This is a genomic window from Nitratifractor sp., assembly GCF_015487065.1.
Lineage (GTDB): Bacteria > Campylobacterota > Campylobacteria > Campylobacterales > Sulfurovaceae > Nitratifractor.
This window is the reverse complement of record NZ_WFQN01000013.1, coordinates 1-25,165: the sequence shown is the minus strand read 5'-3', so window position 1 is coordinate 25,165 and position 25,165 is coordinate 1. Positions and strand designations below refer to the sequence as shown.

The window sequence follows — 25,165 nt, the reverse complement described above, 5'->3', positions numbered from 1 at the left end:
CTCGATGGAGAAAGGATCGTGGAATTACGATGAGTGAAGTAATAAGCATTGCCAATCAAAAAGGGGGAGTCGGCAAGACCACGACGGCGGTCAATCTGGCTGCCTCCCTGGCTGAGGAGGGGAAGCGGGTTCTGCTCATTGATGTGGATCCCCAGTCCAATGCCACCACCAACCTCGGTTTCAGCCGCAACGATTACGAGTTCAACATCTATCACGTGCTCATCGGCAGCAAAAAGATCGAGGAGATCATCCTAAAAACCGCGGTCAAACGGTTGCACCTGGCGCCTTCCAATATCGGTCTGGTCGGCATCGAAAAAGATTTCTACGGGAGTCGGAAACGCAACCGGGAGATGATTCTGAAGCAGGCGATCGCCTCCGTTCGCAAAAAGTACGACTATATCATCATCGATTCCCCTCCGGCCCTGGGGCCGATTACCATCAATGCGCTGAGCGCTTCGGATTCGGTCATTATTCCGATTCAGTGCGAGTTTTTCGCTCTGGAAGGATTGGCGCAGCTTCTCAATACCGTTTCGTTGCTGCGCAAGACCATCAATCCCAAACTCAAAATCAAAGGGTTTCTCCCGACGATGTACTCGGGTCAGAACAATCTCTCCAAACAGGTGTTGGCGGATCTGGAACACCATTTTCGGGACAAACTCTTCATCCGGAAGAAAGATGAGTTCATCGTGGTTCCCCGTAATGTCAAAGTGGCGGAGAGCCCCAGCTTCGGAAAGCCCGTTATCCATTACGCCGCCGGCTCCAAAGGCTCCAAAGCCTACAAAGCTCTGGCGGAAGCGATTCTGAGGAGCTGAAATGGCATTGGGCAAGGGATTGGGGGCTATCCTCGAAGAGGTAGGGCAGGCCTACGAAAACGAGTTGAATGAAAAGGAACTTTCCGAAAGCGGTCTGGGAGAAGAGGTGAAGGAACTCCCGGTGGAAGGGATCGATCCCAACCCCTATCAGCCCCGCAAGGATTTCGATCCCCAACGCTTGGAAGAGTTGGGGGAGTCGATCCGACGTCACGGCCTGTTGCAACCGGTAGTGGTCATTCCCCACGGAGACCGATGGATCCTGGTGGCCGGAGAGCGACGCCTGAGAGCCCACAAACTGATTGGAGCCGAGACGATCCGCGCTATCGTAGCGGATGTGGATCTGGACCGTCTGCGGATGCGGGAATTGGCCCTGGTGGAAAATATCCAACGGGAGAATCTCAACCCCATCGAACTGGCGCAGGCTTATCAGGAACTACTGGATGTTCACGGGATTACTCACGAAGAGCTGGCGGGGATTGTCCACAAGAGCCGCTCCCAGATCACCAATACGCTGCGGCTGCTCTCCCTCTCGGGCTATGCTCGCCAAGCGCTGACGGAAGGACGTATCAGTCAGGGGCATGCCAAGGTGCTGTTGGCACTCCCCGAGGAGAAACAACGGATTCTTGTCGATACGATTGTCGGACGCAAACTGAGTGTGCGGGAGACGGAGACACTGGTCAAGCAGACCCGGGAAGGCAAGCCGCAGCAACGGACAGATCGGACGCCGCCGTCGTTAGAAGCCGATCCGACACTGCTCCGTCAACTCGAAGAGCTGCTCCCTTTCCCCCACCGAATGACACGCAAAGGCATCGAGATCCTGCTCCCGAATCCGCAGGATCTGAAAGCATTGATAGATTTTTTGAACAAAAAGAATCGATAAGCCCTACTTAACCCTTATTTAAAACGCAAAATGATAAAATGCGTTAATTTTTACGAGGAGTGCCGATGCTTGAACTACATCCGTTTCTGATGGGGATTGTTCTACTGATTTTCTTCTTCCTTATTTATCAGCTCAATGACCGGCTTTACAAGCCTCTATTGCGTTTTATGGATGATCGGGATCAGACCATTGCCCGGGATCTTGAGGCGGCCAAAAACCTCAGCAGCGGCAGTGAAGAGTTGCTGACGCAGGCGCAGGCCAAACTGGAAAGTGCACGGAGCGAAGCCGCGCGGATTCGTCAGGCGGCTATCGAAGCGGTCAAAGCGGAGAACGAAACCGCACTGACGGCCAAACAGCAGTCGCTGGAAGAGGAGTATCGTCGCTTTACCGAGCGGTTGTCGGAGGAACGGAAGAATCTGAGGTCCGCCGTACTGTCCCAGCTACCGCTGATCAAAGAGAGCCTCAAAGCCAAATTCAGCCAAATCTGAGGGAGAGGAAAAGCATGAAAAAAACGTTATTGACCCTTTCGGCCGCGCTGGTTGTGCCTGCATTTATGTTGGTCGCCGGGGAGGCTGAGGGTGCGAGCCACTATGCGTCGATTGCCGGGCGGAGTACCGATTTTGTTCCACGGGTTTTCAACTTTCTGATCTTTGCCGCATTGATCTATTATCTGGTCGCCGATCCCATTCGGAATTTTTTCCGGGAGCGCCGGGAAAAGATTGCGTCTCAGTTGAATGAAATCGAAGAGCGTCTCCAAAAAGCGAAAGAGGCGAAGAAAGCGGCAGAGCAAAAATTGGCCGAAAGCGAAAAGAAAGCTCAGGAGATTCTCGAAGATGCCCAAAAAGAGGCCGAGCTGCTTGCGAAACGCTATCGGGAGATGGGAAGCAGAGAACTCGCCGCCCTGGAGCAGCAATTCAAAGAGCGTATGGAAACCGAAGAGCGCAAAATGCAGCGTGAGACCATTGTCGCGCTTCTGGATGAGAATATCGATCCTGCGGATATTCCTCTGACCGGATCTCAGATCATCGATACCCTTGCGAAAAAGGTGGCTTAAATGAATGAATTGATCGCCAAACGGTATGCGAAAGCACTGCAGGAACTGATTCCGGAGAAGGAGTTGCCGGCGCAGCTTCAGGTTCTGCGGCAGCTTGAGGATTCCCTCAATGACCCCAAAGCCAAAGAGTTGGTACGTTCTCCTCTGGTACGCGGTGATGAGAAGTTTCGTCTTCTGGTCGAACCGTTGAAAAAGAAGGTCGATCCTCGTCTCTATCGCCTTTTGGAGATTATGAGTGAAAAGGGTCGGCTCGATCTCGTTCCCGCGTTGAACGCTATTCTGGATTATGAGATCAAGCGTCTCAAGAATCGCTTCGAGGGGACGGTGGAAGCCGACAGCAAGCTTCCCAAGGAGAAGGTTGCCGAGCTTGAAAGCCTCCTGGGTGACTACAGCGGTGCAAAGATCAAACTGAAACAGACGGGCGACAAAACTGACGGTCTCAAAGTGGAGGTTGAGGATCTGGGGCTGGAACTCAACGTTTCCAAATCACGACTCAAAGCGGAACTGTTGGATTTTATCCAGCGGGCACTCTAAACCAAAGCAAACTTACAGAAAGGAGCAGCAGTGGCAGCGAAATTGCAAGCGGATGAGATCAGTTCCATTATCAAGGAACGGATCGAAAATTTCGAACTGAATGTAGATATCAACGAAGTGGGGAAGGTCATCGGAATCGGTGACGGAATCGCCAGAGTTTACGGGCTGAGCAATGTGATGGCCGGTGAAATGGTCCAATTCGAAAACGGAACCAAAGGACAGGTTCTGAACCTGGAAGAAGCCAGTGTCGGTGTGGTTGTCCTCGGCGAGTATGCCGATATTCGGGAGGGTATGAGCGTTAAACGTTTGGGAACACTTCTGGAAATCCCCGTCGGTGACGGTCTGATCGGTCGGGTTGTCAATCCTCTTGGAGAGCCTCTCGACGGCAAAGGTCCCATCGAAGCCAGCGAAAAGCGTTTTGTCGAAGAGAAAGCCCCCGGTATCATGGCGAGAAAATCGGTTCATGAGCCTCTCCAGACCGGTATCAAGGCAATCGACGCACTGGTTCCCGTCGGACGCGGTCAGCGCGAATTGATCATCGGTGACCGCCAAACCGGTAAAACCACCTTGGCGATCGATACGATCATCAATCAGAAAGGCCAGGGGGTTGTCTGTATCTATGTCGCCATCGGACAGAAACAGTCTACCGTTGCATCGCTGGTCAAAAAGCTGGAAGAAAACGGGGCCATGGAGTATACGATTGTCGTCAATGCCGGGGCATCCGATCCCTCCGCACTGCAGTATCTGGCTCCTTATGCCGGTGTTACCATGGCAGAGTATTATCGGGACAACGGCGGTCATGCGGTTATCTTCTACGACGACCTCTCCAAGCATGCGGTCGCCTATCGCGAAATGTCACTGATTCTTCGACGTCCTCCGGGTCGTGAAGCCTATCCCGGTGATGTCTTCTACCTCCACTCCCGTCTGCTGGAGCGTGCGGCAAAACTGAGCGACGAACTGGGGGCCGGTTCGATTACCGCCTTTCCCATTATCGAGACGCAGGCCGGGGATGTCTCCGCCTATATTCCCACCAACGTCATCTCCATTACCGACGGTCAGATCTTCCTGGAGACCGATCTCTTCAACGCCGGTATCCGCCCGGCGATCAATGTCGGTCTTTCCGTCTCTCGGGTCGGAGGAGCCGCCCAGATCAAAGCGATCAAAAAAGTCTCCGGTACCCTGCGGCTCGACCTGGCTTCCTACCGGGAGCTTCAGGCTTTTGCCCAGTTTGCCAGTGACCTGGATGAGCACAGCCGTCACCAACTTGAGCGGGGAGCCCGTATGACGGAGCTGCTGAAGCAGCCTCCTTACGCTCCGATCCCTGTCGAAAAGCAGACGGTCATCATCTATGCCGGGACCAAAGGTTATCTGGACGATATTCCCGTCTCCGAGATCACCCGTTTCGAGCGGGAGTTCTACACCTTCCTGGATGCCAAATACAGCAATATTCTGGAGAGTATCCGTGAGACCAAAGAGCTCAAGAGCGATACCGAAGAGGAATTGAAAAAAGCGATCGAGGATTTCAAGTCCCAGTTTGCAGCATAACGCAAGGTTGAAGCATGGCTAGCCTAAAAGATATCAAACGCAAGATCAAGAGCGTCAAGGGGACGCAGAAGACGACCCATGCAATGAAGCTGGTCTCTTCTGCGAAACTGAAGCGTGCCGAAGAGCTTGCCAAACGTTCCAAAACCTATGCCCAGAAGATCACGGAGATGATTGACGAAATCGCTCTGCAGATCTCGAAGCATAACGATGTCAGCGACAATATCTATTTCAGAAAGGTCGAGAAACCTGCAACGGTCGACATCGTTTTCGTCACCGCCGACAAAGGGCTTTGCGGCGGATTCAACTCCCAAACGCTTAAAGCGGTCAACCAGCTGATGGAGGAGTGGAGTGCCAAAGGAGCCAAGGTGAGACTTCGCGCCATCGGCAAGAAGGGAATCGCCTACTATCGGTTCAATCAGCAGGAGATGCTGGATGAGATCGAAGGACTGAGTGCCTCGCCCTCCTATGAAGAAGCGGCCAAATTTATTCGCAGCTGTGTCAATGACTACATCGAGGGAAAGACCGACAAAGTGATTGTTGTTCATAACGGGTATGTCAATATGATCACGCAGGAGATCCGCATCGATCATCTGGTTCCCGTCGATCCTTCAACCCTGCCGCAGGAGGCTCAGCCGAGCAGTTCTGAGCTTGAGTTGGAACCCGATGATGACGATACGCTCCTGGAAGCGTTGGTGCACCGTTATCTGGAATACGTCATGTATTACGCCCTGATCGATTCGCTGGCGGCGGAACACGGCGCACGGATGCAGGCGATGGATGCGGCGACGACCAATGCCAAGGAGATGGTCAAATCCTTGACGGTCCAATACAACAAAGCACGGCAAGAAGCCATCACCACCGAGCTGATCGAGATCATCAGCGGTGTCGAAGCACTGAAATAAAACGAGGAGAGAGTACATGACTGGTAAAATCATTCAGGTTATGGGACCGGTAGTCGATGTGGAATTCAGCGACTATCTTCCCGAGATCAACGAAGCGTTGGAGACGACGCTGAATGTCAACGGCAAAGAGCACCGGCTGGTGCTGGAGGTTGCGATTCAGCTGGGTGACAACCGTGTGCGGACGATCGCCATGGATATGTCCGAGGGGCTGGTGAGAGGCCAGGAGGTCAAAGCGACCGGTGCCCCCATCAAAGTCCCTGTCGGTGAAGAGGTACTGGGTCGGATTTTCGACGTCATCGGTAATGTCATCGACGAAGGCGAGCCCGTCAAGGCCAAGACCACCTGGTCCATCCACCGTACGCCTCCCGCCTTTGACGTGCAGAGCACCAAAGCGGAGATTTTCGAGACAGGAATCAAAGTCGTTGACCTCCTGGCTCCCTACGCCAAGGGAGGTAAAGTCGGCCTCTTCGGCGGGGCCGGGGTCGGGAAAACCGTTATCATCATGGAGCTCATCAACAACGTCGCCATGAAACACAGCGGTTACTCCGTCTTCGCCGGTGTCGGTGAGCGGACCCGGGAAGGAAACGACCTCTACAACGAGATGAAAGAGTCCAACGTTCTGGACAAAGTCGCCCTCTGCTACGGCCAGATGAACGAGCCTCCGGGAGCCCGTAACCGTATCGCGCTGACCGGTCTGACCATGGCCGAGTATTTCCGGGACGAGATGGGACTGGATGTTCTGATGTTTATCGACAATATCTTCCGTTTCGCCCAGTCCGGTGCCGAGATGTCCGCTCTGCTGGGTCGGATTCCTTCGGCCGTCGGTTATCAACCGACCCTGGCCAGTGAGATGGGCAAGCTCCAGGAGCGGATCACCTCCACGACCAAAGGTTCGATTACTTCGGTCCAGGCGGTCTATGTCCCCGCGGACGACCTGACCGACCCGGCTCCCGCCTCGGTCTTCGCCCACTTGGATGCTACCACCGTTCTGAACCGTTCCATCGCGGAAAAGGGTATTTATCCCGCCGTAGATCCTCTGGACTCCACCAGTCGAATGCTCGACCCCGTCATCATCGGTGAAGAGCACTATCAGGTGGCCCGCGGTGTCCAGCAGATCCTCCAGAAGTACAAGGATCTCCAGGACATTATCGCCATTCTGGGTATGGACGAACTGAGCGAAGAGGACAAACTGATCGTCGAGCGGGCACGGAAGGTCGAGAAGTTCCTCTCCCAGCCTTTCCATGTCGCCGAAGTCTTCACCGGTGCTCCCGGACGCTACGTGACCCTCGAAGAGACCATCAAAGGCTTCAAAGGTCTCCTCAACGGCGAATACGATCATCTGCCTGAAGCGGCCTTCTATATGGTCGGTAGCATGGACGAAGCGATCGAAAAAGCGGAAAAAATGAAAGAGAAGGCTTCTTAAGCCTCAAAGGATCTCTATGAAAACCATGAAACTTGAGATCGTCACCCCCAGCGGCCTCATCTACGAGGGGGATGTCAAGATGGTGACTCTTCCCGGTAAAGAGGGGGAATTCGGTGTTCTCCCCGAACATGCCTCTCTCGTCTCACTCCTGGACGCCGGTGTCATTACCGTGGAGACCGCCGACGGGAAAGAGATAATGATCGCCATCAATCACGGCTATGTCAAGGTCGATGAAGGCAAAGTCAGTTGTATCGTCGACGGCGCGGTGCTGATCAGCGACGAAGAGGGCAAACTGAGCGAGCGGATGGCCGAGGCCAAAGAGCTTCTGCAAAAGGCCCAGACTTCCGATATGGCCATCGCTGCGGCGGTCAGCAAGGTCGAATCGATCAAGAAATCCTACTAACGTGGGTTCTCTCTCCTCCTATCTTTCTGACAGCAGTGCCATCACTTGGATGGTGCTGTTTGTCCTTTCACTCTATTTCATTGCGACCTTCTGGATCTTCATCTACCGTTACCGACTCATTAGCCGGCGACTTCAATCCGAATCACGCTCTCTGAGCCGGCTCTACATGGGGCGCAGTGAGAGCGTCTCTCCCGATTCTCTGCTGACGGGATATCTTCAGCAGATCGGTGTGCTGAGTGCCGAAGTCCTCAAGGCCGCTTCCAACGATGCGGTCCGCAGTGCGACCAGAGGATTGACCCAGCTCTCCATCATGGCGTCCACTTCACCCTTTATCGGCCTTTTCGGAACCGTTGTGGGTATTCTGGAAGCTTTCGGTCGACTGGGAACCCAGAAGAGCGCTTCGCTCTCCGTGGTCGCGCCGGCGATCAGCGAAGCTCTGGTGGCGACGGCGGCGGGGATTTTCGTCGCAGTCTTTGCTTATGCCTTTCACCTGCTGCTCAAGCGCAAGGCCTACGAACTTCAGTCATTGCTGGAATCCCAGTCGGAGATTATCCTCGCCCAGCGGCAGAGGGAGGCATGAGATGTTCCATTGGGATGACGATCCCGATCTGAATATCACCCCCTTCGTCGATGTGATGCTGGTTCTGATGGCGATTCTGATGGTGACGGCGCCCACCATTACCTATCAGGAACAGATCACCCTGCCCAAAGGAACCCGCAGCAAAAAAGTGGAGAAAGTCCCCAGTATCACCATCCGGATGGACCGCCACCGCAAAATCTATCTGGGGAACGATACCTATTCTCTGCGGGACTTTGCCGACAACTTCATGCTCAAGTCCTCCACCATGAACAAAAAGAGCGACGTCTATATCCGCGCGGATGAGTCCCTACCCTACAAAGATGTGATCTATCTGCTCAAAACGGTCAAAGAGGCAGGCTTCCCAAGGGTGTCACTGTTGACGGAATGATGCGGGATAAAATTTTCGCCGGAATTGCGGCTGTCATCATCTACCTGAGCGTCATCGGTCTGATTCTCTATTATTTCGGTTTTCACCGCAGCGAAAAATCGACTCATTTTGTCGCAAAGAACCGGAAAGGCATCGCGGTTTCTCTGGCCGGATCTCCTCATCCCCCGAAACCTGCAGCAAAAAGTCCGGTCAAAAAGCGACGCCACCCCAAACCGCGGAATATTGCCGCTCCCCAAAAAAATAGGGCACACCGTCCGGCCAGGAAGAGCACAAAGGCACGGAAACCCGACACAAAAAAACTCTTCAGCCACGTCAAAGTTCCGCCCCGGAAAGCTGCGAAGACCCGTCCACATACGGGAAGTGCAGGCGAGAAGAAAGCGGGAGCGAAAACGCTGAAAAAGAGTCGCAACGAAGGCGGCGTGGAGAACGCCTATCTGGCCAAAGTCGAAAATCTGCTCAAAGGGTGGCCGGCTCAGGCCAATTTCGCCGGGGAGGAGATCGACATCCGCCTCAAGATCTATCCGGACGGACGTTTTGACTATCGGATCCTGCGACTGTCGGGCAATCCCGATTTCAATCATGCACTGATCAACTATCTCAAACAGCTTCAGCAGTTTGGTTTCGGTCCCCACTCTCACGGTAAACCCTATGATATCGAAGTGAAATTTATCGCCCACCAGTAGAAGCATCCTCAAAACTCCTCATCGAAAAATCGGACATTCTCTTGTGCTATAATCGGCGAAATTTTTCAAGGATAATACGGGCATGGAAATTTTGCGACTTTTTCTGGCAGAACCCGAAAAAAAGGGAAGGAGCGAGTGCTCCGAGATCACTTTGGATCCCCAGGGGGTGCTAGGAGATAAGTTTTACGGGAAGAAGCTCGATCGTTCGATTCTGGTAACCGGAACCCTCGCCTATGAGATTGCTCGAAAAGAGGGGATCGAATTGCATCCCGGAGATCTGGGAGAAAATATCCTCGTGGATTTGGATACCCGCCGGGTAGCGCCCGGTGATCGTTTGATTTCAGGCGAAGTGATACTGGAAGCGACCCGCCCCTGCACGATTTGTGAGCATCTTGCAATCTACGATCCCCGCTTGCCCCGACTGGTGAAAGAGACTCGAGGGGTCTATCTCCAGGTGATTCAAGGGGGAAGATTGGCCCGGGGGGATCGCATGGAACTTGTCAAATCGGAATCATGATTGTAGCCCCCATACTTTAGTCACTTTGGCTAAGATATTCTTCGTAAACTCTTGAAATATTTCTTGATCTAAGGTAAAATACTCCAAAAATTCTTCAGGAGTTCGAGATGGCCAAACATCAATACCAGACAGAGATTGGGCAACTGCTCCATCTGATGACCCACTCCCTCTACTCCAACCGGGAGATCTTTCTGCGGGAGTTGGTCTCCAATGCCAACGACGCACTGGACAAGTTCAACTATCTGCGCCTGACAGAGGAGCGATTCAAGGAGGAGGAGTGGTCGCCCAAGATCAATATCAAGATCGACAAAGAGGACAACTCCCTCGCCGTGAGCGACAACGGGATCGGCATGAACGAAGAGGATCTGATCCACAATCTGGGGACCATCGCCAAGTCCGGAACCCGGGCCTTCCTGGAGCAGCTTAGCGGAGATGCCCAGAAAGACAACAATCTCATCGGTCAGTTCGGGGTCGGGTTCTATTCGGTCTTCATGGTCGCCGAACGCGTCGATGTGATCACCAAAAAAGCGGGAGAGGAGACCGCCTGGAAATTCAGCAGCGACGGCACCGGCGAGTACGAGATCAATCCGGTGATCAAAGAGGAGCACGGCACCGTCATCTACATCAAGCTCAAAGAGGATGCCCGGGAGTTCCTGGATCATTGGCGGGTCAAAGAGATCGTCAAAAAATACTCCGATCACATCCCCTATCCCATCTTCTTGCATTATGAGGTCGAAGAGAATGTGGGCGAGGGCGACAAGGTGGAGATGAAAAAGGTCAAAAAGAGCGAGCAGATCAACGAAGCCAAAGCGCTCTGGACTCTTCCCAAAAGTGAACTCAAAGATGAGGACTATATCGAGTTCTACTCCACCCTCTGGCATGACAGCGAAGAGCCGCTGCTCTGGCTCCACAACAAGGCCGAAGGTTCTTTGGAGTACACCACGCTCTTTTACATTCCTCGGACAGCGCCGGCGGATATTTTCAGGGCCGATTTCCAACCGGGAGTCAAACTCTATGTCAAGCGGGTCTTCATCACCGATGAGGAGAAGGAGCTGCTTCCCCTTTATCTGCGTTTTGTCCGGGGAATCATCGATAGCGAGGATCTACCGCTGAACGTCAGTCGGGAGATTTTGCAGGAGAACCGGATCCTGGCCAACATCCGTCAGGCATCGGTCAAAAAGGTCCTCTCAGCGATCAAGAAACTGGATGATGAAAAGTTCGATCGTTTCATCGACCAGTACAACAAACTGATCAAGGAGGGAATCTTCACCGACCATCTCAACAAAGAGACGCTGTTGGAGATTGTCCGCTACAAGAGCAGCAAGGTCGAGGGGTTGACCTCCCTGGACGACTATATGCGGCGCGCCGGCGAACGGGAAGGGGAGACGAAACAGGAGATCTACTATCTGATCGGAGAGGATGAAAATGTCCTGCGTCACTCTCCGCTGCTCGAAGCCTACCGCAACGCCGATATCGAAGTCTTGATCATGGATGACCGGGAGATCGATGAGATCGTCACGCCGGCCATCGGTGAATACAAAGGGTGGAAACTGGTGGATATCGCCACGGTGGACGCTCCGGAGGCGGAGGATAAGGAGAAGTTGGAAAAATTGAGCGAAGAGTACACCCCGCTTGTCGAAAAGCTCAAAAGCACTTTGGGCGAGGCGGTCAAGGATGTCAAAGTGACCACCCGCCTGAGTGAAAGTCCCAGTTGTGTCGTGCCTGACAGCAGCGATCCGATGGTTTCGATGCGCCATCTCTTCCGCCAGATGGGTCAGGAGGAGCCGGAGCTTCCGTTGATCCTGGAGATCAATCCCGAGCACGAAATGATCCGGAAACTTCAGAAAATCGACGATGAAAAGATCTTCGAAGAGAGTGCCTGGGTACTGCTCGACAGTGCCAAACTCGCCGAAGGGCTGGAGCCCAAAGACAAAGCGGCCTTTGCCCGTCGGGTCGCCGATCTGCTCAGCCGGGCGCTCTGATCCCTCCTGCGGATCAGGATTCTTCCCCTTGTTTTTACTGCCTAATCTTAAAAAATATAAAAATATGTTACTATGGCGAAAAGTGAATTGGATTGGAAGGTTGAAATGATGAAAAAGAAGCGAATGTATGGATGGGGAATGGCGGGACTGTTGCTCGCAATGGGGAGTACGGCCGTGGCGGCGGATTGCAGCCGCAATTTTATGAAAGATCCCTGTGCCCGTAACGGCTATTCGGTTGTCGAAACGGAGCGTTTTGTCAAAGGTCCTCACAACTGTATGGCATGTGTCCACTTTTTCCCCGGGGAAGAACCTGACGGCTATTGCCGTCACGAAAGTCACGGCAAAAATACTGTCCATCCTCGATCTCCGGTGGCACCGGTAGGATCCTGATCCGCCTCCACAATAGACCACTTCTATGGCTAATCTCTCATATAAAATAGGGGAGATCTCCGCCCAACGCCGGGCGACCATCGTCTCCACCTCTGCGGCCGCGCTGCTGACCCTTGTCAAACTCTTTGTCGGACTGATGAGTGGATCGGTGGCGGTGCTTGCCTCCGCTATCGATTCGATTCTGGATATGGGTGTTTCTCTCTTCAACTTTTTTGCCATCAAAAAGGCGGAAGAACATCCCAATGAGATGTTTCCCTACGGCAAGGGAAAGGTCCAGGCGATCGCCGGAGTGATCGAAGGGACGATCATTACCCTCTCCGGACTCTTTATCATCTATGAAGCGATTCGAAAAGTCCTTCATCACCAGAGTACGGAATATCTGGGGGCCTCCCTGGGGATTATGCTCTTCTCGATTCTGGTGACCTGGCTGCTGGTGCGCTATCTCCTGCGTATCGCCAAAGAGACTGACAACATTGTCATCAAAGCGGATGCCCTTCACTATCAGACCGACTTGCTCAGCAACGGTGCCGTCGTGGCGGCTTTATTGATTGTCTGGTTGACCGGATGGGATTGGGTGGATGCTCTTTTCGGTCTGGGAATCGGCCTCTATATCATCTACTCCGCCTATGAGATCATCGAAGAGGGGGTCATGATTCTGCTGGATCGCTCGCTTCCCAGTGAAATCGTCGCCAAAATCGGTGAAATTATCGGCAACCATCCCAAGGTCAACGGCTACCACTGGCTCAAAACCCGAACCGACGGCAGTCACAACTTCGTGGAGTTTCATCTGGTTCTGACCCCGGAGATGACCCTGGAAGAAGCTCACAGGATTGCTGAGGATCTCGAGTGCAAAATCGCTTCCCTGGAGCCCAACAAAGGCTGGGTGATCACTCCCCACTTCGATCCCTATGATGATGAGCATCTCAATGAGATCTATTATGAAGGGAAGATCCGATATGCCTGTGCTCAGGAAGACAGTGGGGGAGGGAATTGATCCCGCTGATCTATCTCACCTCTCCGCTGGCCCGCCCTGGAACACATTCGTTGCCGATGATCGGGTTTTCGCTGGTCGCCGACCGTTTGGAAATGGAGGGATGTGACACGTTGATGTTCACCTCCAAGCAGGCAGTGCTCAGTGCCGAGCGAATCGATCCGAGCTGGAAAAACCTGCCCACGGTGGCGATAGGACCGGCCACGGAAAAACAGATCCGGAAACTGGGGGGGACGGTTCTCTATCGTCCCGAAGAGTATTACGGGGCGGTTCTGGCACGGGATTTGGCCGAAAAATTTCGCAAGCGCCGGATCCTCTATCTGCGTCCCAGAAAGATCTCTTTTGATAGTCGCACCTACCTGGCAAAAGCGGGAATCGAGCTGCGGGAACAGATCATCTATGAAACACATTGCCGGCACTATGATTCCAAAGAAGCACCGCCGGAGGGAGCGATCATTATCTTCACCTCTCCCTCGACGATTCACTGTTTTTTGAAAAACTTTGCCTGGAACTCCAGTTACCATGCCGTCGTCATCGGACGGGCGACGCTCGAACACCTCCCTGACGGGGCGAAATTCACGGTAGCATCGGAGCCGACAATCGACGCTTGTGTGGCTGCTGCACGGGAACTGGCGGCCTCACGGGATGATACTAAATGATATCAATCTCCCCCAGCTCTTTTTTTATTTTCGGCTAACTCCGCTTTCGTTATAATCGTTACAACCCTGGGTGGTTCGCCTACTTGCAAATGGGGTCCAACACATAAAGTATTGGAGGATCCTGTAAGCGCTCGGTGTGCGGACGACATCGTTTGAGTCCGGCAACGGACGAGAGGCCGTCCCCTGAAGAGCGCTTCACTCCTCCACCGTTGGCTTATTAGGGCCGACACATAGCAAATACGGCCACCCGGGGGATTTTTTTGTCATGAGAAATGAGAAATGGGAAAGAAGAGATTTCCGATTGCTGATTTCTCGAAAACGGAGGCAGGATGAAAGTATTGGTAGTCGGAAGCGGGGGACGGGAGTACTCAATCGGATTGGCGCTACAGCGGGACCCGGCAGTGGAAAAGATCTGGTTCGCCCCAGGTAACGGTGCGACTGATCAGCTGGGAGAGAATCTCTCGATCAAGGATTACCGTGAATTGGCCGCTTTTGTCAAAGAGGAGGGGATTGATCTGACGATTGTCGGGCCCGAAGCCCCATTGGTCGAGGGAATCGTCGATATTTTCCAAGCGGAGGGATTGACGATCTTCGGCCCTTCGGCTCAAGCAGCCCAATTGGAAGGCTCCAAGATCTTCATGAAGAACTTTCTGGCCCGTCACGGGATCCCCACCGCCCGCTATCTGGAGACCGATTCGTTCGACAAGGCCTCGGCATTTATCGAGACACTGGAGGCTCCCATCGTCGTCAAGGCCGACGGCCTTTGCGCCGGTAAAGGGGTCATCATCGCTCCCACCCGCGAAGAGGCGAAGAAGGCGGCACAAGGAATGCTCAGCGGCGAATCCTTCGGCGAAGCGGGGAGCCGGATCGTCGTAGAGGAGTTTCTGGACGGTTATGAACTGTCGGTCTTTGCCGTTTGCGACGGCAAAGACTATGTGGTGCTCCCCGCCGCCCAGGATCATAAGCGGCTCCTCAACGGGGACAAGGGCCCCAATACCGGAGGGATGGGCGCTTATGCCCCGACGCCCCTGGTCAACGAATCGATCTACCGGAAATTGGACGAACGGGTGATCCGTCCCACACTGAAAGGGATGGAAGAAGAGGGGATGCCGTTCACGGGTGTACTCTTCATGGGGGTGATGGTGGTCGACGGCGAGCCTTATATCCTGGAGTACAATGTCCGCTTCGGTGATCCGGAGTGCGAAGTACTGATGCCGCTTCTTAAATCGCCCGCCAGTGAGCTTTTCTACAAAGCGGCGACAGGCAGGCTCTCCGAAGCAGCCATCGAGTTTTATGATCGCTATGCGGTGGGCGTCGTCATGGCTAGCAAAAACTACCCCTACCGTTCCAGTGAACCGGCGGAGATTATTCTCGACGAGATCCATCACAATGAGTTGGCGAACAACACTCACATTTCCTTTGCCGGTGTGAGCCGGGGAGAGGACGGCAAACTCTATGCCACCGGCGGTCGGGTGCTGGTTTGCGTCGGACTGGGAACGTCGATCCGCGAAGCCCGTGACCGGGCCTATATGCTGGTGGGACAGGTGCATTTCGCCGGGAAGCAGTGCCGAACCGATATCGCTTATCAAGCACTGGAAGCCTGAGAGAAATGAGGGGGAAAGACTATCGCGGCGGCAGGGGGATACTCTGTCGGGATCGATGCTTTCTCTTTGCCATTTCCGCGGGGAAGGATGGAAGGTTTGGGTAATGCGTAAACTCCCCCTGCTACTCTTTTTATTTTTGGGCGCGATTCTCGAAGCGGCCGTAGCGACGGGAGATAATCAAGGCCTGGCCGAGCTCTATGCTGATAGCTTCGAAAGCCGGGACCATACCGTCTATGCCAAAGGGCATGTTGTTTTGGCCTATGACGGAACGCTCTTTCTGGGGGATCGGGCGACCTATGATCGCCAGGCCAATCGTATCGTCTTGCAGGGGCATGTCGAGGTCCTGAGCAACCGGGGCGGCAAAGTCTTGGCCGACAAACTTGTTTTTGAAGTAGATAAAAACCATGTGACTTTCAGCGATTTCTATCATACGGATCGCGATGATATCTGGGTCTATGCCGACGATGCCGAAAAACAGGATGGAAACTATACCCTGCGCAACAGTGTACTTTCCAGCTGTTCGGTAGAAGACCCTGACTGGTCGGTGAAATTCGGTGAAGCGGTTTATGATTCCGAGACAAAGTATATGCGCCTGCACGATGTCAAGTTTTATGCAGGGAAAACGCCTCTTTTTTATACTCCCTATCTGGGATTTTCTCTGGAGCGTCAACGTCACTCAGGCTTTTTGATGCCCCGTTTCGGATACGGAAAAGACGAAGGATACTATTATGAACAGCCCTATTTCTGGGCGATAGCCCCCTCGATGGATTTGGAACTCAACCCTTTGATTCGTTCCAAGCGGGGATACGGACTCTACGGGACATTTCGTTTCGTGGATAGTCCCTGGTCGAGGGGAGAGATTCGTACGGGTTATTTCCGGGACAAAAACGCTTTTGTCAATCGCCATGACCTTGAAAACAAAAGCCACTATGGTTTTGAATTGCTTTACGAAAGCGGTAATTTCCTCCAAAAGTGGAAACCGGAGGGGTACCAGGACGGTCTTTATGCCAATCTCAATCTTTTTAACGATATCGACTACCGTAATCTTCAGTATTCGACACTGAATCATCTGGAAGAGGAGAGTCGTTTTCAGGAGTCCCGTGTCAACTATTTTCTCTACAACGATGATCAATATTTCGGTTTCAGAACACGATACTTCATTGATACAACCAGCAAAGAGAACAATGCAACGATTCAGGAGCTCCCGGCACTTGAGTATCATAAATTTACCGCAGAACTGGGAAACAAGTTTCTGCACTACAGTTTCGATGCCCAACTGCGCAACTATTGGCGAAAAGACGGGACCCGTGCTTTGCAGGGGATTGCGACGCTACCGGTGGAGTTCCACACCGCTCTGTTTGAGGATTTTCTCAATCTCTCCGTCAAAGAGGAGCTGAGCGCCTCTGATACCAAATTTATGGAAGAAAATTCCCTGCATATCGGAGAGGACCACTATGCGGCGTTGGTATTGCATCACGATGTAGAGCTCTCCAGTGATTTGGTTCGCGGTTATGCAAGCGGGTTGCATACGATGCTTTTGGCGGCTTCTTTTACCAAGAGTACGCTCTTGGCGGAGGGGGATTTGAGTTACAACGATCTCAATCCGGAGCTGGTCGATGATTACGATCTCGATAGGGTTTACGATTCGTGTCTTGCTTTCAAAATGCACCATTTTTGGCAAGCCTATGCCAGCCCTTTCAGCGCGGACTACCTGGTTACAGCGGACTACTACCCTGACAATGATTCCCGCTGGAATGAACTGCGGCAGGAGCTGCACTTGAGTTACGGCAACTATCGTTTCTCCAGTCGGATCGATTATTCATTGCGTCATCATGCACTCAGCCAACTGGCCAATACCTTGAGCTATCGCAGTGAGACCTTTGCCGTGGACCTGACCCATACACGGATAGAAGAGGAGGAGGTGAGTCAGAACGAAATAGGGGTCGATCTTCGGTATAAACAGAACGATCGTGTGACCTGGTACGGAGGCTACAGTTATGATTTCAAGGCCAAAAGTTCCAAGGATTGGAAAGGGGGGATTCTCTATGATAAAAAGTGTTGGAATATTACCTTGATCTTTAAAAGGGAGATCACGCCGGCTTTGACCAAAAACGGACGGGGGTCTCTTCACAACAACTCTATTACCTTCCAATTCAATCTGGTGCCTTTCGGCGGTGTGGGAAACGCTTCACATGAGAAACTTTAAATGAAGTCCGAAATTCGCAAAGCATTGGAGACCTTGGGCCTCCCCCCGATGGTGACGCGGGAAGAGATCAAAAAACGCTACCGTCAATTGGCACGTCGCCATCATCCGGATCGTGAAGCCGGAGATGCCGAGCGGATGGAGGCGATCAATCGGGCCTATGAGACGCTGATGGAGTATGTGGAGAATTTTCGTTTTCGTTTTGACGAAGAGGAGATCGCCCAACAGAATCCTGAGGCGCACCATTCAGGGAAATTCAAATTTTAAAAGGGAATCAAGACAAAATGCAGGAAAAAATTATCGAAATCGACGTGAACGGACTCAAGGAGAGCTATACCCTGGGGAAAGTGGCTCGACAGAGTAACGGCTCACTCCTTTATCGCCAAGAAAAAACCGTCATCCTGGCAACGGTCGTCATGGAGGAGGAGGCGGTTCATGAACCTTTTCTCCCTCTGACGGTGCAGTATATCGAAAAGGCCTATGCCGCGGCGAAGATTCCCGGCGGTTTCATCAAGCGGGAGAGTAAACCCAGTGACTTCGAGACCTTGACCGCTCGGATCGTGGATCGTTCCGTGCGTCCTCTCTTCCCGGAGGATTTTGCCTACCCTGTCGTGATCACTCTCCTGGTGTTGAGCGCCGATTCGGAGACGGATCTGCAGGTGGCGGCCCTGCATGCGGCCAATGCCGCGTTGTTGATTTCCGATCTGCCGATAGATCGCAGTATTGCCGCGGTGCGGATCGGTCGCCGAAACGGAGAGCGTCTGCTCAACCCCTCCCGCAGTGCGATGGAAGAGAGTGAACTGGACCTGCTGCTGGTCGGGAGCGATGAAGAGCTTTTGATGATCGAGATGGCGGCGAAAGCGACGGAAAGTACCGAGATAGCGGAGCTGCCCGATCCGGAGCTGCTGATGGGGCCGATGCCTGTTCTCCTGCCCCATCAGGAGAGCAATGAACTCTCCGAAGAGAGATTGGTGGAACTGATCACGGAGGCGAAGGAAGAGATCGCCGTCGCCTGTCGACATTATGAAGAAGCTTTGCTTCCCTTGAAAAAAGCGGTCCCCGATCTGTCGCCGATGATAGATCCCGAGAGTCTGAAGGAGCTGACGGCACTGGTGCGGGATCGTTTCGGTGGGGAGATCCAATCGGCATTGGAAGGGCTCTCCAAAACAGAGCGGGGCGATATCATCGACAGAGTAATGCAACAGGTCGAGGCCTTTTTGCAGGAGGCGGGGATGCACCGGGATCCTCTGGAGATCTATCGGGCCATCGAGGCCGTCAAACGGGAGAAGCTCCGCCGACAGATCCTGGAGGAGCGGCGTCGTGCCGACGGTCGAGCATTGGATGAGGTCCGTCCCATCAGCATCGAAACCAATCTCCTGCCCGGTGTCCACGGCTCCTGCCTCTTTACCCGCGGAGAGACCCAGGCCCTGGCGACGGTGACCCTGGGAGAGGGAAAAGAGGGCCAGCTCTATGAGCTGCTGACGGAGCGAGGACCCCGGACAGAGCGCTTCATGGTACACTACAACTTTCCGCCTTTCTGCGTGGGGGAGGCTCGTCCCATCGGAGCACCGAGCCGTCGGGAACTGGGGCACGGCAATCTGGCCAAACGAGCCTTGGAACCGGTGATCGACCGGGAGCTTTCCCGGACGATCCGCCTGGTTTCGGAGATCCTGGAGAGCAACGGCTCCTCCTCCATGGCGACGGTCTGCGCCGGTTCTCTGGCACTGGTTTCTGCCGAGGCGGAGATCAGCGATCTGGTGGCCGGGGTGGCCATGGGATTGATCAAAGAGGAGGAGCGCTATGCGATCCTCACGGACATCATGGGACTGGAGGATCACGACGGCGATATGGACTTCAAGGTCGCCGGAACCCGCAAGGGGATCACGGCGATGCAGATGGACATCAAACTGGGCGGTTTGGACCTTAAGATCCTGGAGGAGGCGCTTCTGCAGGCCCGAACCGCCCGCCTGCACATTCTGGATCTCATGGAAGAGGCTCAGCGTCACATCGTTCCCAGTGCCGCGCTTCCGATTTCGGAACATTTTCATATCGATCCCTCCCGGATCGTTCATATTATCGGCAAAGCCGGCAGCACCATCCGGGAGATTATCGAACGCTTCGAAGTCAAGATCGACCTGGATCGGGAAAAGGGCGGGGTGAAGGTGACGGGTCACGACCGGGAAAAAGTCAAAGCGGCCCGGGAGCATATCGAGGGGATTGCGACGAGGGAAGAGCCTTCGATCCCCCAGTATCATATCGGAGAGACCTATCGTGGAACCGTCAAGCGGGTCGTCGATTACGGTCTCTTTGTCGAGATGCCCGGCGGACACGATGCACTGCTCCATGTCTCCAAAATGGCCGGGCATCGTCTTGACGAATACGCTCCCGGCCAAGAGATCGAAGTCAAAGTGCTCGATCAGAAGGGGCGCAAAGTGGAACTGGCACTGCCGGAGTATCAGGCTTGATCAAAACGCTCTGAAAAACACGTCATTCCGAGCCTGATCAGGAGTCTAGGCTCTGGCTGAAGGGGATCCGTTTCTACTTGAGGTGGAATTTCAAAAGATCCGGGCGGGCGAAGGGCATATAGCTGTGCCGGGTGATGACGACCCGGGTTGTGCCGGGCTTGGCCCAGCGGTAGAGGGTCCGGATATCCCGCGGATCGATATGGATACAGCCGTGACTCATCCAGTTGACGCTTCCTTTGTGCAGCGCATGTCCCTGATGGGTAAAAAAGATACTGAAGTCCATATTGTTGACCCCGGAGGGATCGGGATATTTTGTCGACATGTGATGGCGTTTCTTATAGAGAACGGGATAGATGCCGGATGGAGTTTTGTAATCGTCCGCTCCCGAGGTGATGGCCCCCGTCCACCAGACGATCCCGTCACGGTCCACGGCATAGAAACGGCCGTCGCTTCCCGGTTCCCGGACCGAGACTACGACGAACTCTTTGCCCGTCAGATCGACCGTCCGTTGCGAACCGTTATCGTAGAGAACCCTGAAACGGGTTTTGCTCAAAGGAACGACCTCCCGGGCAGCCAGAGGAAGCAGCAGTAGAATGATCAGCCAGAGTCTAAAAAGTCCAATAGATTTCATGGGCGGTATTGTATCAGAATCTTGTGAAAGATCTGCCGGACTCTAAAGATCTTTACTGTATAATTTTTCTGTCTTTTCGGGAAGTGATAAGTAGGGAAACAGTCGGCATTTATGTCACTGTTGGCGTTTCGGTAGTCGAAACGTTTACGCAAGCCGAACGGACTTCCGAGAGATGGTCGACGGGACCCAAAACCGAATTTGACGAACAAAGGAACGTTCATGAAAAAGTTTTTTGCACTCTTCATCGCCCTGGGGGCTTTTGCACTGGCCGGTGAAGGAGAATCGATGATTCAGGCCTATTCCGTCGTTGCCGCCGGTATCGGTCTGGGACTGGCCGCTCTGGGCGGTGCGGTCGGTATGGGTCACACTGCAGCTGCTACCATCGCCGGTACGGCACGCAACCCCGGTCTGGGCGGTAAGCTCATGACGACCATGTTCATCGCCCTGGCGATGATCGAAGCCCAGGTTATCTATACCCTGGTTATCGCCCTGATCGCTCTCTATGCCAACCCCTTCCTCGGCTAAGAGCATCAGTAATCTTTAAGCGTGGAGCGGATATAATTCCGCCCACGTAACAAAAGTTCTCCACGCGGCAGTGGTGGAACGGTAGACACGCCAGCTTGAGGGGCTGGTGGGCGCAAGCCCGTGGAGGTTCAAATCCTCTCTGCCGCACCAGATGTGATCTTCTTGACGATATTGAAATCGCTCAAAAACATACTTTTTCTAATCATTCCCTACAAATCTAAGCAAAACCCAAGTTTTTTAATCTATTATTACTTTAGCCAAACCTGTCGCGAGGCAGGGACGGAAAGCCACGGGTCTCTCCGGTGCCTTGGAGGTAGAGAGATAGCCGGGTTGCATCTTCCGGTGTCATCTGCCGGAGCAATCCTGGGGAGAAAGGAGACATTTCCACTCCCCGTCCGGGTTTTGGGGCTGTGGGCGTTGAGTTTTAAACGCCTTATAAGAAATTGATACCTATAATAGATACGTATCAATCAAAAGTGAGAAAGGATCTATATGACAAAAGCTGAATTCGTTGAGCTGGTAAAAGAAAAAGGCGGTTACGAAAGCAAAGCAGCCGCTGAGACTGCGATCAAAGCCTTTACCGAAGCGATTACCGAAGCGCTGAGCAACAAAAAGAGTGTTACCCTCGTAGGATTCGGAACCTTCAGTACCGTAGAAGTTCCCGAAAAGAGCGGAAAAGTCCCCGGAACCGACAAGACCTATACCAAGCCGGCACACACCGCTCCCAAGTTTAAATTCGGCAAGTCCATCAAAGACGCTGTCGCCAAATAAACCTCGGATCGTCGGGGTTCTCGACGATCAACGGATCTTCCTTTTTTTACTTCTCTCCCTTTATCCAGCTTTTTATCTTTTTGAAGGCGCTTTCGAAGCGGTTTTTATGTGGATGACTCTCGACGCCGAAGCTCTCCTGAACCTTTTTGAGCAGCTCTTTTTGATCGGTATCGAGTTTTTTGGGCAGGATCATCTTGATCTGGGCGATGAGGTCCCCGGTGCGTCCTCCGTGAACGTCGGGAACGCCCTTGCCCCGAAAGACAAACTGAGCCCGGTCCCGGGTTCCCGGTTTGAGCTCCAGCTCCAACTCTCCCTCGAGAGAGGGAATCGTGATTGTTTCCCCTAGGATGCACTGGGTGAAAAAGACCGGCACTTCGATATAGAGGTTATTGCCTTCCCGGACGAAGTGTTCATCCTCCTCCACATAGAAAAGCACATAAAGATCCCCCCGTCGTCCTTGCGCATCTTCATTCCCTTTGGCCGGAATACGCAAGCGGTTGCCGGTATCGACACCTGCCGGGATGGAGAGGGTCACGGTCTCTTCCTCGAGCCGATAGGAACGACCCTCACATTCGGGACAGCGCTCCCGGGCGATTTTTCCCCGCCCCTGACAGTGGGGGCATTCCTGGGCAAAGGTCATAAAGCCCTGGCGCATAACCACCTGTCCCTGACCTCCGCAGGTGCTACAGGTCTCCATCTGCCCCGCTTTGGCTCCGGTGCCCCGGCAGGCTTCACAGGGGGCTTTGTATTGGAGGGTGATCTCCTTTTCGCAGCCGAAGACCGCCTCCTGGAAGCTGAGGTCCAGTTCCACCTCCAGGTCCATCGCGTAGTTGGTGCGATCGGATCGACGGCGGGATCCGCCGAAGCCTCCGAAGGCTCCGCCGAACATGGAGTTGAAGATATCCATGATATCGTCCATGCTTTCGGCATGGAAGCCGCCCCCCTGGCGCTCGAGCCCCTCTTTGCCGTAGCGGTCGTAGATGGCCCGTTTCTCTTCGTCACCGAGGACTCCGTAGGCTTCGTTGATGCGTTTGAACTTCTCTTCGGCCTCTTTGTCCCCGGGATTTTTGTCGGGGTGGTACTGGATGGCCAGTTTCCGGTAGGCCTTTTTGATCTCCGCACCGGTAGCGTCTCTGCTGACCTGAAGCACTTCGTAATAATCGAGATTTTCCATGGATCGGATACTCCTGAAGGGATATTTTTCGCCTGAAAAAAGGGATAAGCAGGATAAAAGTTGTCGGAATTTTACCATAAATATTTAGGCTATAATTCGGGAATACTTCTGAGTCAACGGAGTCGTTTTGGTAGTACATATTGTGATGATCAAATTCACCGAACACCCGGAAAAAGCAGAGCGCATCCGGGAAGCCGCCAATCGGATCGAAGGACTGCTAGGCAAAGTTCCTTCGTTGGAGCGGATGGAGACGGGCGTGAACTTTTCGCCGGAAGAGCGGGCGATGGACCTGGTGCTCACGGCGACTTTCGCCGACCGTCAGGGGCTGGAGGAGTATGCCGTCCATCCCGAGCATCTTAAGGTGATCGACTATCTCAAACAGGTGACGGATTACAGCAAAGTTGTGGACTATGAGACGGTATAGAGTCGAAGCCTTCGAACGTCTGATCGAGGCCTTCAACGCCTTGCCGACCATCGGCAAAAAGACGGCGACGCGACTGGCCTACCATCTGGTGACGGAGGAGGGGTTCAGCGGGCTCAAGCTGGCCCAGGCCATCGAGGATGCGGTTACGACACTGGGGACCTGCCGGCGTTGCCATGCCATCTGCGAGGATGAGCTCTGCGGGATCTGCAGCGATGCAAGCCGGGACCGGAGCAAACTCTGTATTGTCCAGAGTGCCAAAGATATCTTTACCATCGAAGAGTCGGGGCAGTACGAGGGGCTCTACTACATCCTCTCTTCCATCGAGGATCTGGACGAGAGCCATCTACAGAGCATCGTCGAAGGTGTCGAAGAGGTGATCTTCGCCTTTCCTCCGGGCATCGCCACTGACACGATGATTCTCTTCATCGAGGACCGGCTGAGAGATCGTCCTCTGGTCTTTACCAAGATCGCCCAGGGAGTTCCCACCGGCGTGGAACTTGACAATATCGATCTGCTCTCCCTCTCCCGGGCGCTGGAAGACCGAGTCCGAGTCTAGGGGCACACTTTCCATGCCCAAAAATCTTCTGGATTTTATGGCGCCTCCTTCGGCAGTATCCCTTCCTATCAAAAGAAGCCTATCCCTCGCTCGGCGACTCGCTCCTGAAGCGGGAGAAGAGATTCTGATGCTGGGATACGACGAGGGGCGTGATTCTCTCGCCTGGGAGGAGAAAGGAGTTGAACTTTTGATTCTCTGTCAGCGGGAAGAGGAAGTTATCCGGGCCCGCAAAGCGGGGTTCAGAGGCGTCCTGGCTCATACAGAGTATCTCGGGGACAGGGAGCGCTTCGACGGAGTGATTCTTGCCGATGCCTCCTACCGTCTTTTCGAGCCGGATCGGGCGGTGGCCGGGATCATTCGGTCTTTGCGTCCCGACGGCAGGGTTTTGCTGGAGCTTCCGCTTCCCGGGCATCTGGAGACGACGCAGCGGGTTTTGGCATTGTCGATTGCACGCCTGGGCCTGGAGAAGAAGATCGAAAAGATAGCGTACGTCGAAGCGGAGTCGTGGCGCTGCCGTTTCCGGCAAAGTGGACTCCGGCTGAAGGAGGCGCAGGTGGTCTACCGGCACCACCGGGTGAGCGAAGCGGAACTCCGGGATTGGGCGGAAAAGATCCTATCGTATCGGGCGCTCCTTCTGGAAGAGACGGAACGACTTAGACTCTTTGAGACTTTTATAGAGATGCTGAAAGAGGAGGCAGAGAGAGAAGGGGTGCTGACGGAAGAGGAGGTTCTGCTTCGAATAGTGGGCCGACGGGCTTAGGAGGGCTGAGCACTCTTTTCGTCGATATAGTGCTGGATCGCCTCCCGTAGATCGCTGTAGACGAAAGAGTCTTTGTAGTTTTCGATCTTGCCGCCGCTGGCGTTGGGATGCCCCCCGCCGTTGCCGATTTCGGCGGCCATGGCGGAGACATCCAGTTTGTCATTGCTTCGGAGGCTGAAGTTGCCCCGGGAGTTGACATCCATGTAGAAGTCGTAGTCCGGATTGGCCAGCAGGAAAGCGTTGCCGATGAGCGAGGCGTTGCCCACGTTGTATCCCAAAATTCCTTTGTACCCCTTGTAGTGGATCGTG

The 25,165-nt window shown here is 53.8% G+C and carries 29 protein-coding genes, 1 tRNA gene and 1 riboswitch; of the genes, 27 read left to right on the top strand and 3 right to left on the bottom strand.

The features are described from left to right. Window positions 1-29 precede the first annotated feature (29 nt). The 21 genes from F8I07_RS00770 to F8I07_RS00670 all read left to right on the top strand — a co-directional run bounded on the left by F8I07_RS00770 (window position 30) and on the right by F8I07_RS00670 (window position 20,015). Window positions 30-812, top strand: a complete 783-nt coding sequence (locus tag F8I07_RS00770) for a ParA family protein (RefSeq protein ID WP_292654443.1) — start codon at window positions 30-32, stop codon at window positions 810-812. A 1-nt stretch (window position 813) separates the two neighbouring features. Next, a complete protein-coding gene (locus F8I07_RS00765; protein ID WP_292654440.1) occupies window positions 814-1,692 on the top strand; it encodes a ParB/RepB/Spo0J family partition protein in 879 nt (292 codons plus the stop codon). Between the two features lie 65 nt (window positions 1,693-1,757). Continuing rightward, window positions 1,758-2,180 carry a F0F1 ATP synthase subunit B' gene (locus F8I07_RS00760; protein ID WP_292654437.1) on the top strand — a complete coding sequence of 141 codons (423 nt, stop codon included), beginning with the start codon at window positions 1,758-1,760 and terminating at the stop codon, window positions 2,178-2,180. A gap of 14 nt (window positions 2,181-2,194) precedes the next feature. Beyond that, window positions 2,195-2,746 (top strand): F0F1 ATP synthase subunit B, encoded by a 552-nt coding sequence (locus F8I07_RS00755; RefSeq protein ID WP_292654434.1) that lies wholly within the window; start codon window positions 2,195-2,197, stop codon window positions 2,744-2,746. After that, window positions 2,747-3,280 (top strand): F0F1 ATP synthase subunit delta, encoded by a 534-nt coding sequence (locus F8I07_RS00750; RefSeq protein ID WP_292654432.1) that lies wholly within the window; start codon window positions 2,747-2,749, stop codon window positions 3,278-3,280. It abuts the gene before it with no gap. Between the two features lie 30 nt (window positions 3,281-3,310). After that, window positions 3,311-4,825, top strand: coding sequence for a F0F1 ATP synthase subunit alpha (gene atpA, locus F8I07_RS00745; protein ID WP_292654429.1), 1,515 nt, complete (start codon window positions 3,311-3,313; stop codon window positions 4,823-4,825). 14 nt (window positions 4,826-4,839) lie between these two features. Further along, on the top strand, window positions 4,840-5,727 hold the full coding sequence (atpG, locus tag F8I07_RS00740) for an ATP synthase F1 subunit gamma (RefSeq protein ID WP_292654426.1): 888 nt from the start codon (window positions 4,840-4,842) through the stop codon (window positions 5,725-5,727). Between the two features lie 16 nt (window positions 5,728-5,743). Continuing rightward, on the top strand, window positions 5,744-7,150 hold the full coding sequence (gene atpD, locus F8I07_RS00735) for a F0F1 ATP synthase subunit beta (RefSeq protein WP_292654423.1): 1,407 nt from the start codon (window positions 5,744-5,746) through the stop codon (window positions 7,148-7,150). A gap of 16 nt (window positions 7,151-7,166) precedes the next feature. Beyond that, a complete protein-coding gene (gene atpC, locus F8I07_RS00730; RefSeq protein WP_292654420.1) occupies window positions 7,167-7,553 on the top strand; it encodes an ATP synthase F1 subunit epsilon in 387 nt (128 codons plus the stop codon). Between the two features lie 49 nt (window positions 7,554-7,602). Further along, window positions 7,603-8,133: a MotA/TolQ/ExbB proton channel family protein gene (locus F8I07_RS00725; protein ID WP_292654418.1), complete on the top strand. Its 531-nt coding sequence runs from the start codon at window positions 7,603-7,605 to the stop codon at window positions 8,131-8,133. A 1-nt stretch (window position 8,134) separates the two neighbouring features. After that, window positions 8,135-8,521 carry a biopolymer transporter ExbD gene (locus tag F8I07_RS00720; protein ID WP_292654416.1) on the top strand — a complete coding sequence of 129 codons (387 nt, stop codon included), beginning with the start codon at window positions 8,135-8,137 and terminating at the stop codon, window positions 8,519-8,521. Continuing rightward, complete coding sequence (locus tag F8I07_RS00715) at window positions 8,521-9,204, top strand: TonB C-terminal domain-containing protein (protein WP_292654415.1); 684 nt, start codon at window positions 8,521-8,523, stop codon at window positions 9,202-9,204. Before F8I07_RS00720 ends, F8I07_RS00715 begins: the two co-directional genes overlap by 1 nt. A gap of 82 nt (window positions 9,205-9,286) precedes the next feature. Then, window positions 9,287-9,721: an MOSC domain-containing protein gene (locus tag F8I07_RS00710; protein WP_292654414.1), complete on the top strand. Its 435-nt coding sequence runs from the start codon at window positions 9,287-9,289 to the stop codon at window positions 9,719-9,721. 107 nt (window positions 9,722-9,828) lie between these two features. Further along, entirely contained in the window at window positions 9,829-11,703 is a 1,875-nt protein-coding gene (gene htpG / locus F8I07_RS00705; protein WP_292654413.1) for a molecular chaperone HtpG, read from the top strand. Between the two features lie 108 nt (window positions 11,704-11,811). Continuing rightward, the gene (locus tag F8I07_RS00700; RefSeq protein WP_292654412.1) at window positions 11,812-12,093 is read left to right on the top strand and encodes a hypothetical protein; all 282 of its coding nucleotides are present in this window, start codon (window positions 11,812-11,814) and stop codon (window positions 12,091-12,093) included. A gap of 25 nt (window positions 12,094-12,118) precedes the next feature. After that, entirely contained in the window at window positions 12,119-13,087 is a 969-nt protein-coding gene (locus F8I07_RS00695) for a cation diffusion facilitator family transporter (RefSeq protein WP_292654410.1), read from the top strand. Next, on the top strand, window positions 13,084-13,743 hold the full coding sequence (locus F8I07_RS00690; RefSeq protein ID WP_292654408.1) for a uroporphyrinogen-III synthase: 660 nt from the start codon (window positions 13,084-13,086) through the stop codon (window positions 13,741-13,743). The genes F8I07_RS00695 and F8I07_RS00690 overlap by 4 nt, the downstream gene beginning before the upstream one ends. A 329-nt stretch (window positions 13,744-14,072) precedes the next feature. Next, entirely contained in the window at window positions 14,073-15,347 is a 1,275-nt protein-coding gene (gene purD, locus F8I07_RS00685) for a phosphoribosylamine--glycine ligase (protein ID WP_292654406.1), read from the top strand. A gap of 103 nt (window positions 15,348-15,450) precedes the next feature. Next, window positions 15,451-17,553, top strand: a complete 2,103-nt coding sequence (locus F8I07_RS00680) for an LPS assembly protein LptD (protein ID WP_292654403.1) — start codon at window positions 15,451-15,453, stop codon at window positions 17,551-17,553. Continuing rightward, the gene (locus F8I07_RS00675; protein WP_292654400.1) at window positions 17,554-17,817 is read left to right on the top strand and encodes a J domain-containing protein; all 264 of its coding nucleotides are present in this window, start codon (window positions 17,554-17,556) and stop codon (window positions 17,815-17,817) included. Window positions 17,818-17,834: 17 nt separating this feature from the next. Continuing rightward, window positions 17,835-20,015 carry a polyribonucleotide nucleotidyltransferase gene (locus F8I07_RS00670; protein ID WP_292654397.1) on the top strand — a complete coding sequence of 727 codons (2,181 nt, stop codon included), beginning with the start codon at window positions 17,835-17,837 and terminating at the stop codon, window positions 20,013-20,015. A 73-nt stretch (window positions 20,016-20,088) separates the two neighbouring features. Here F8I07_RS00670 and F8I07_RS00665 read toward each other — a convergent pair whose 3' ends face one another. Further along, a complete protein-coding gene (locus F8I07_RS00665) occupies window positions 20,089-20,646 on the bottom strand; it encodes a L,D-transpeptidase (protein WP_292654394.1) in 558 nt (185 codons plus the stop codon). Between the two features lie 219 nt (window positions 20,647-20,865). Here F8I07_RS00665 and F8I07_RS00660 point away from each other — a divergent pair, with 219 nt between their 5' ends. From F8I07_RS00660 to F8I07_RS00650, 3 genes are all read left to right on the top strand, one after another. Further along, window positions 20,866-21,171, top strand: coding sequence for a F0F1 ATP synthase subunit C (locus F8I07_RS00660; RefSeq protein WP_292654392.1), 306 nt, complete (start codon window positions 20,866-20,868; stop codon window positions 21,169-21,171). Window positions 21,172-21,235: 64 nt separating this feature from the next. Continuing rightward, window positions 21,236-21,321 (top strand) — tRNA-Leu (locus F8I07_RS00655). A gap of 96 nt (window positions 21,322-21,417) precedes the next feature. Then, a riboswitch (cyclic di-GMP riboswitch) is annotated at window positions 21,418-21,509 on the top strand. 154 nt (window positions 21,510-21,663) lie between these two features. Continuing rightward, window positions 21,664-21,942, top strand: coding sequence for an HU family DNA-binding protein (locus F8I07_RS00650; protein WP_292654390.1), 279 nt, complete (start codon window positions 21,664-21,666; stop codon window positions 21,940-21,942). Window positions 21,943-21,988: 46 nt separating this feature from the next. On the opposite strand, the gene dnaJ is transcribed toward F8I07_RS00650, so the two are convergent. Continuing rightward, a complete protein-coding gene (gene dnaJ / locus F8I07_RS00645; protein ID WP_292654387.1) occupies window positions 21,989-23,116 on the bottom strand; it encodes a molecular chaperone DnaJ in 1,128 nt (375 codons plus the stop codon). A 127-nt stretch (window positions 23,117-23,243) separates the two neighbouring features. On the opposite strand from dnaJ, the gene F8I07_RS00640 reads away from it, so the two are divergent. The 3 genes from F8I07_RS00640 to F8I07_RS00630 are packed head-to-tail and all read left to right on the top strand — an operon-like array spanning window position 23,244 to window position 24,856. Further along, entirely contained in the window at window positions 23,244-23,540 is a 297-nt protein-coding gene (locus F8I07_RS00640; RefSeq protein WP_292654384.1) for a Dabb family protein, read from the top strand. Then, complete coding sequence (recR, locus tag F8I07_RS00635) at window positions 23,527-24,096, top strand: recombination mediator RecR (RefSeq protein WP_292654382.1); 570 nt, start codon at window positions 23,527-23,529, stop codon at window positions 24,094-24,096. The genes F8I07_RS00640 and recR overlap by 14 nt, the downstream gene beginning before the upstream one ends. 13 nt (window positions 24,097-24,109) lie before the next feature. Further along, window positions 24,110-24,856: a hypothetical protein gene (locus F8I07_RS00630; protein ID WP_292654379.1), complete on the top strand. Its 747-nt coding sequence runs from the start codon at window positions 24,110-24,112 to the stop codon at window positions 24,854-24,856. Here F8I07_RS00630 and F8I07_RS00625 read toward each other — a convergent pair. Continuing rightward, window positions 24,853-25,165 (bottom strand): DHHA1 domain-containing protein (locus F8I07_RS00625; RefSeq protein WP_292654377.1); only part of this gene is annotated, 313 nt, incomplete at its 5' end. The two genes, F8I07_RS00630 and F8I07_RS00625, sit on opposite strands and share 4 nt — an antisense overlap.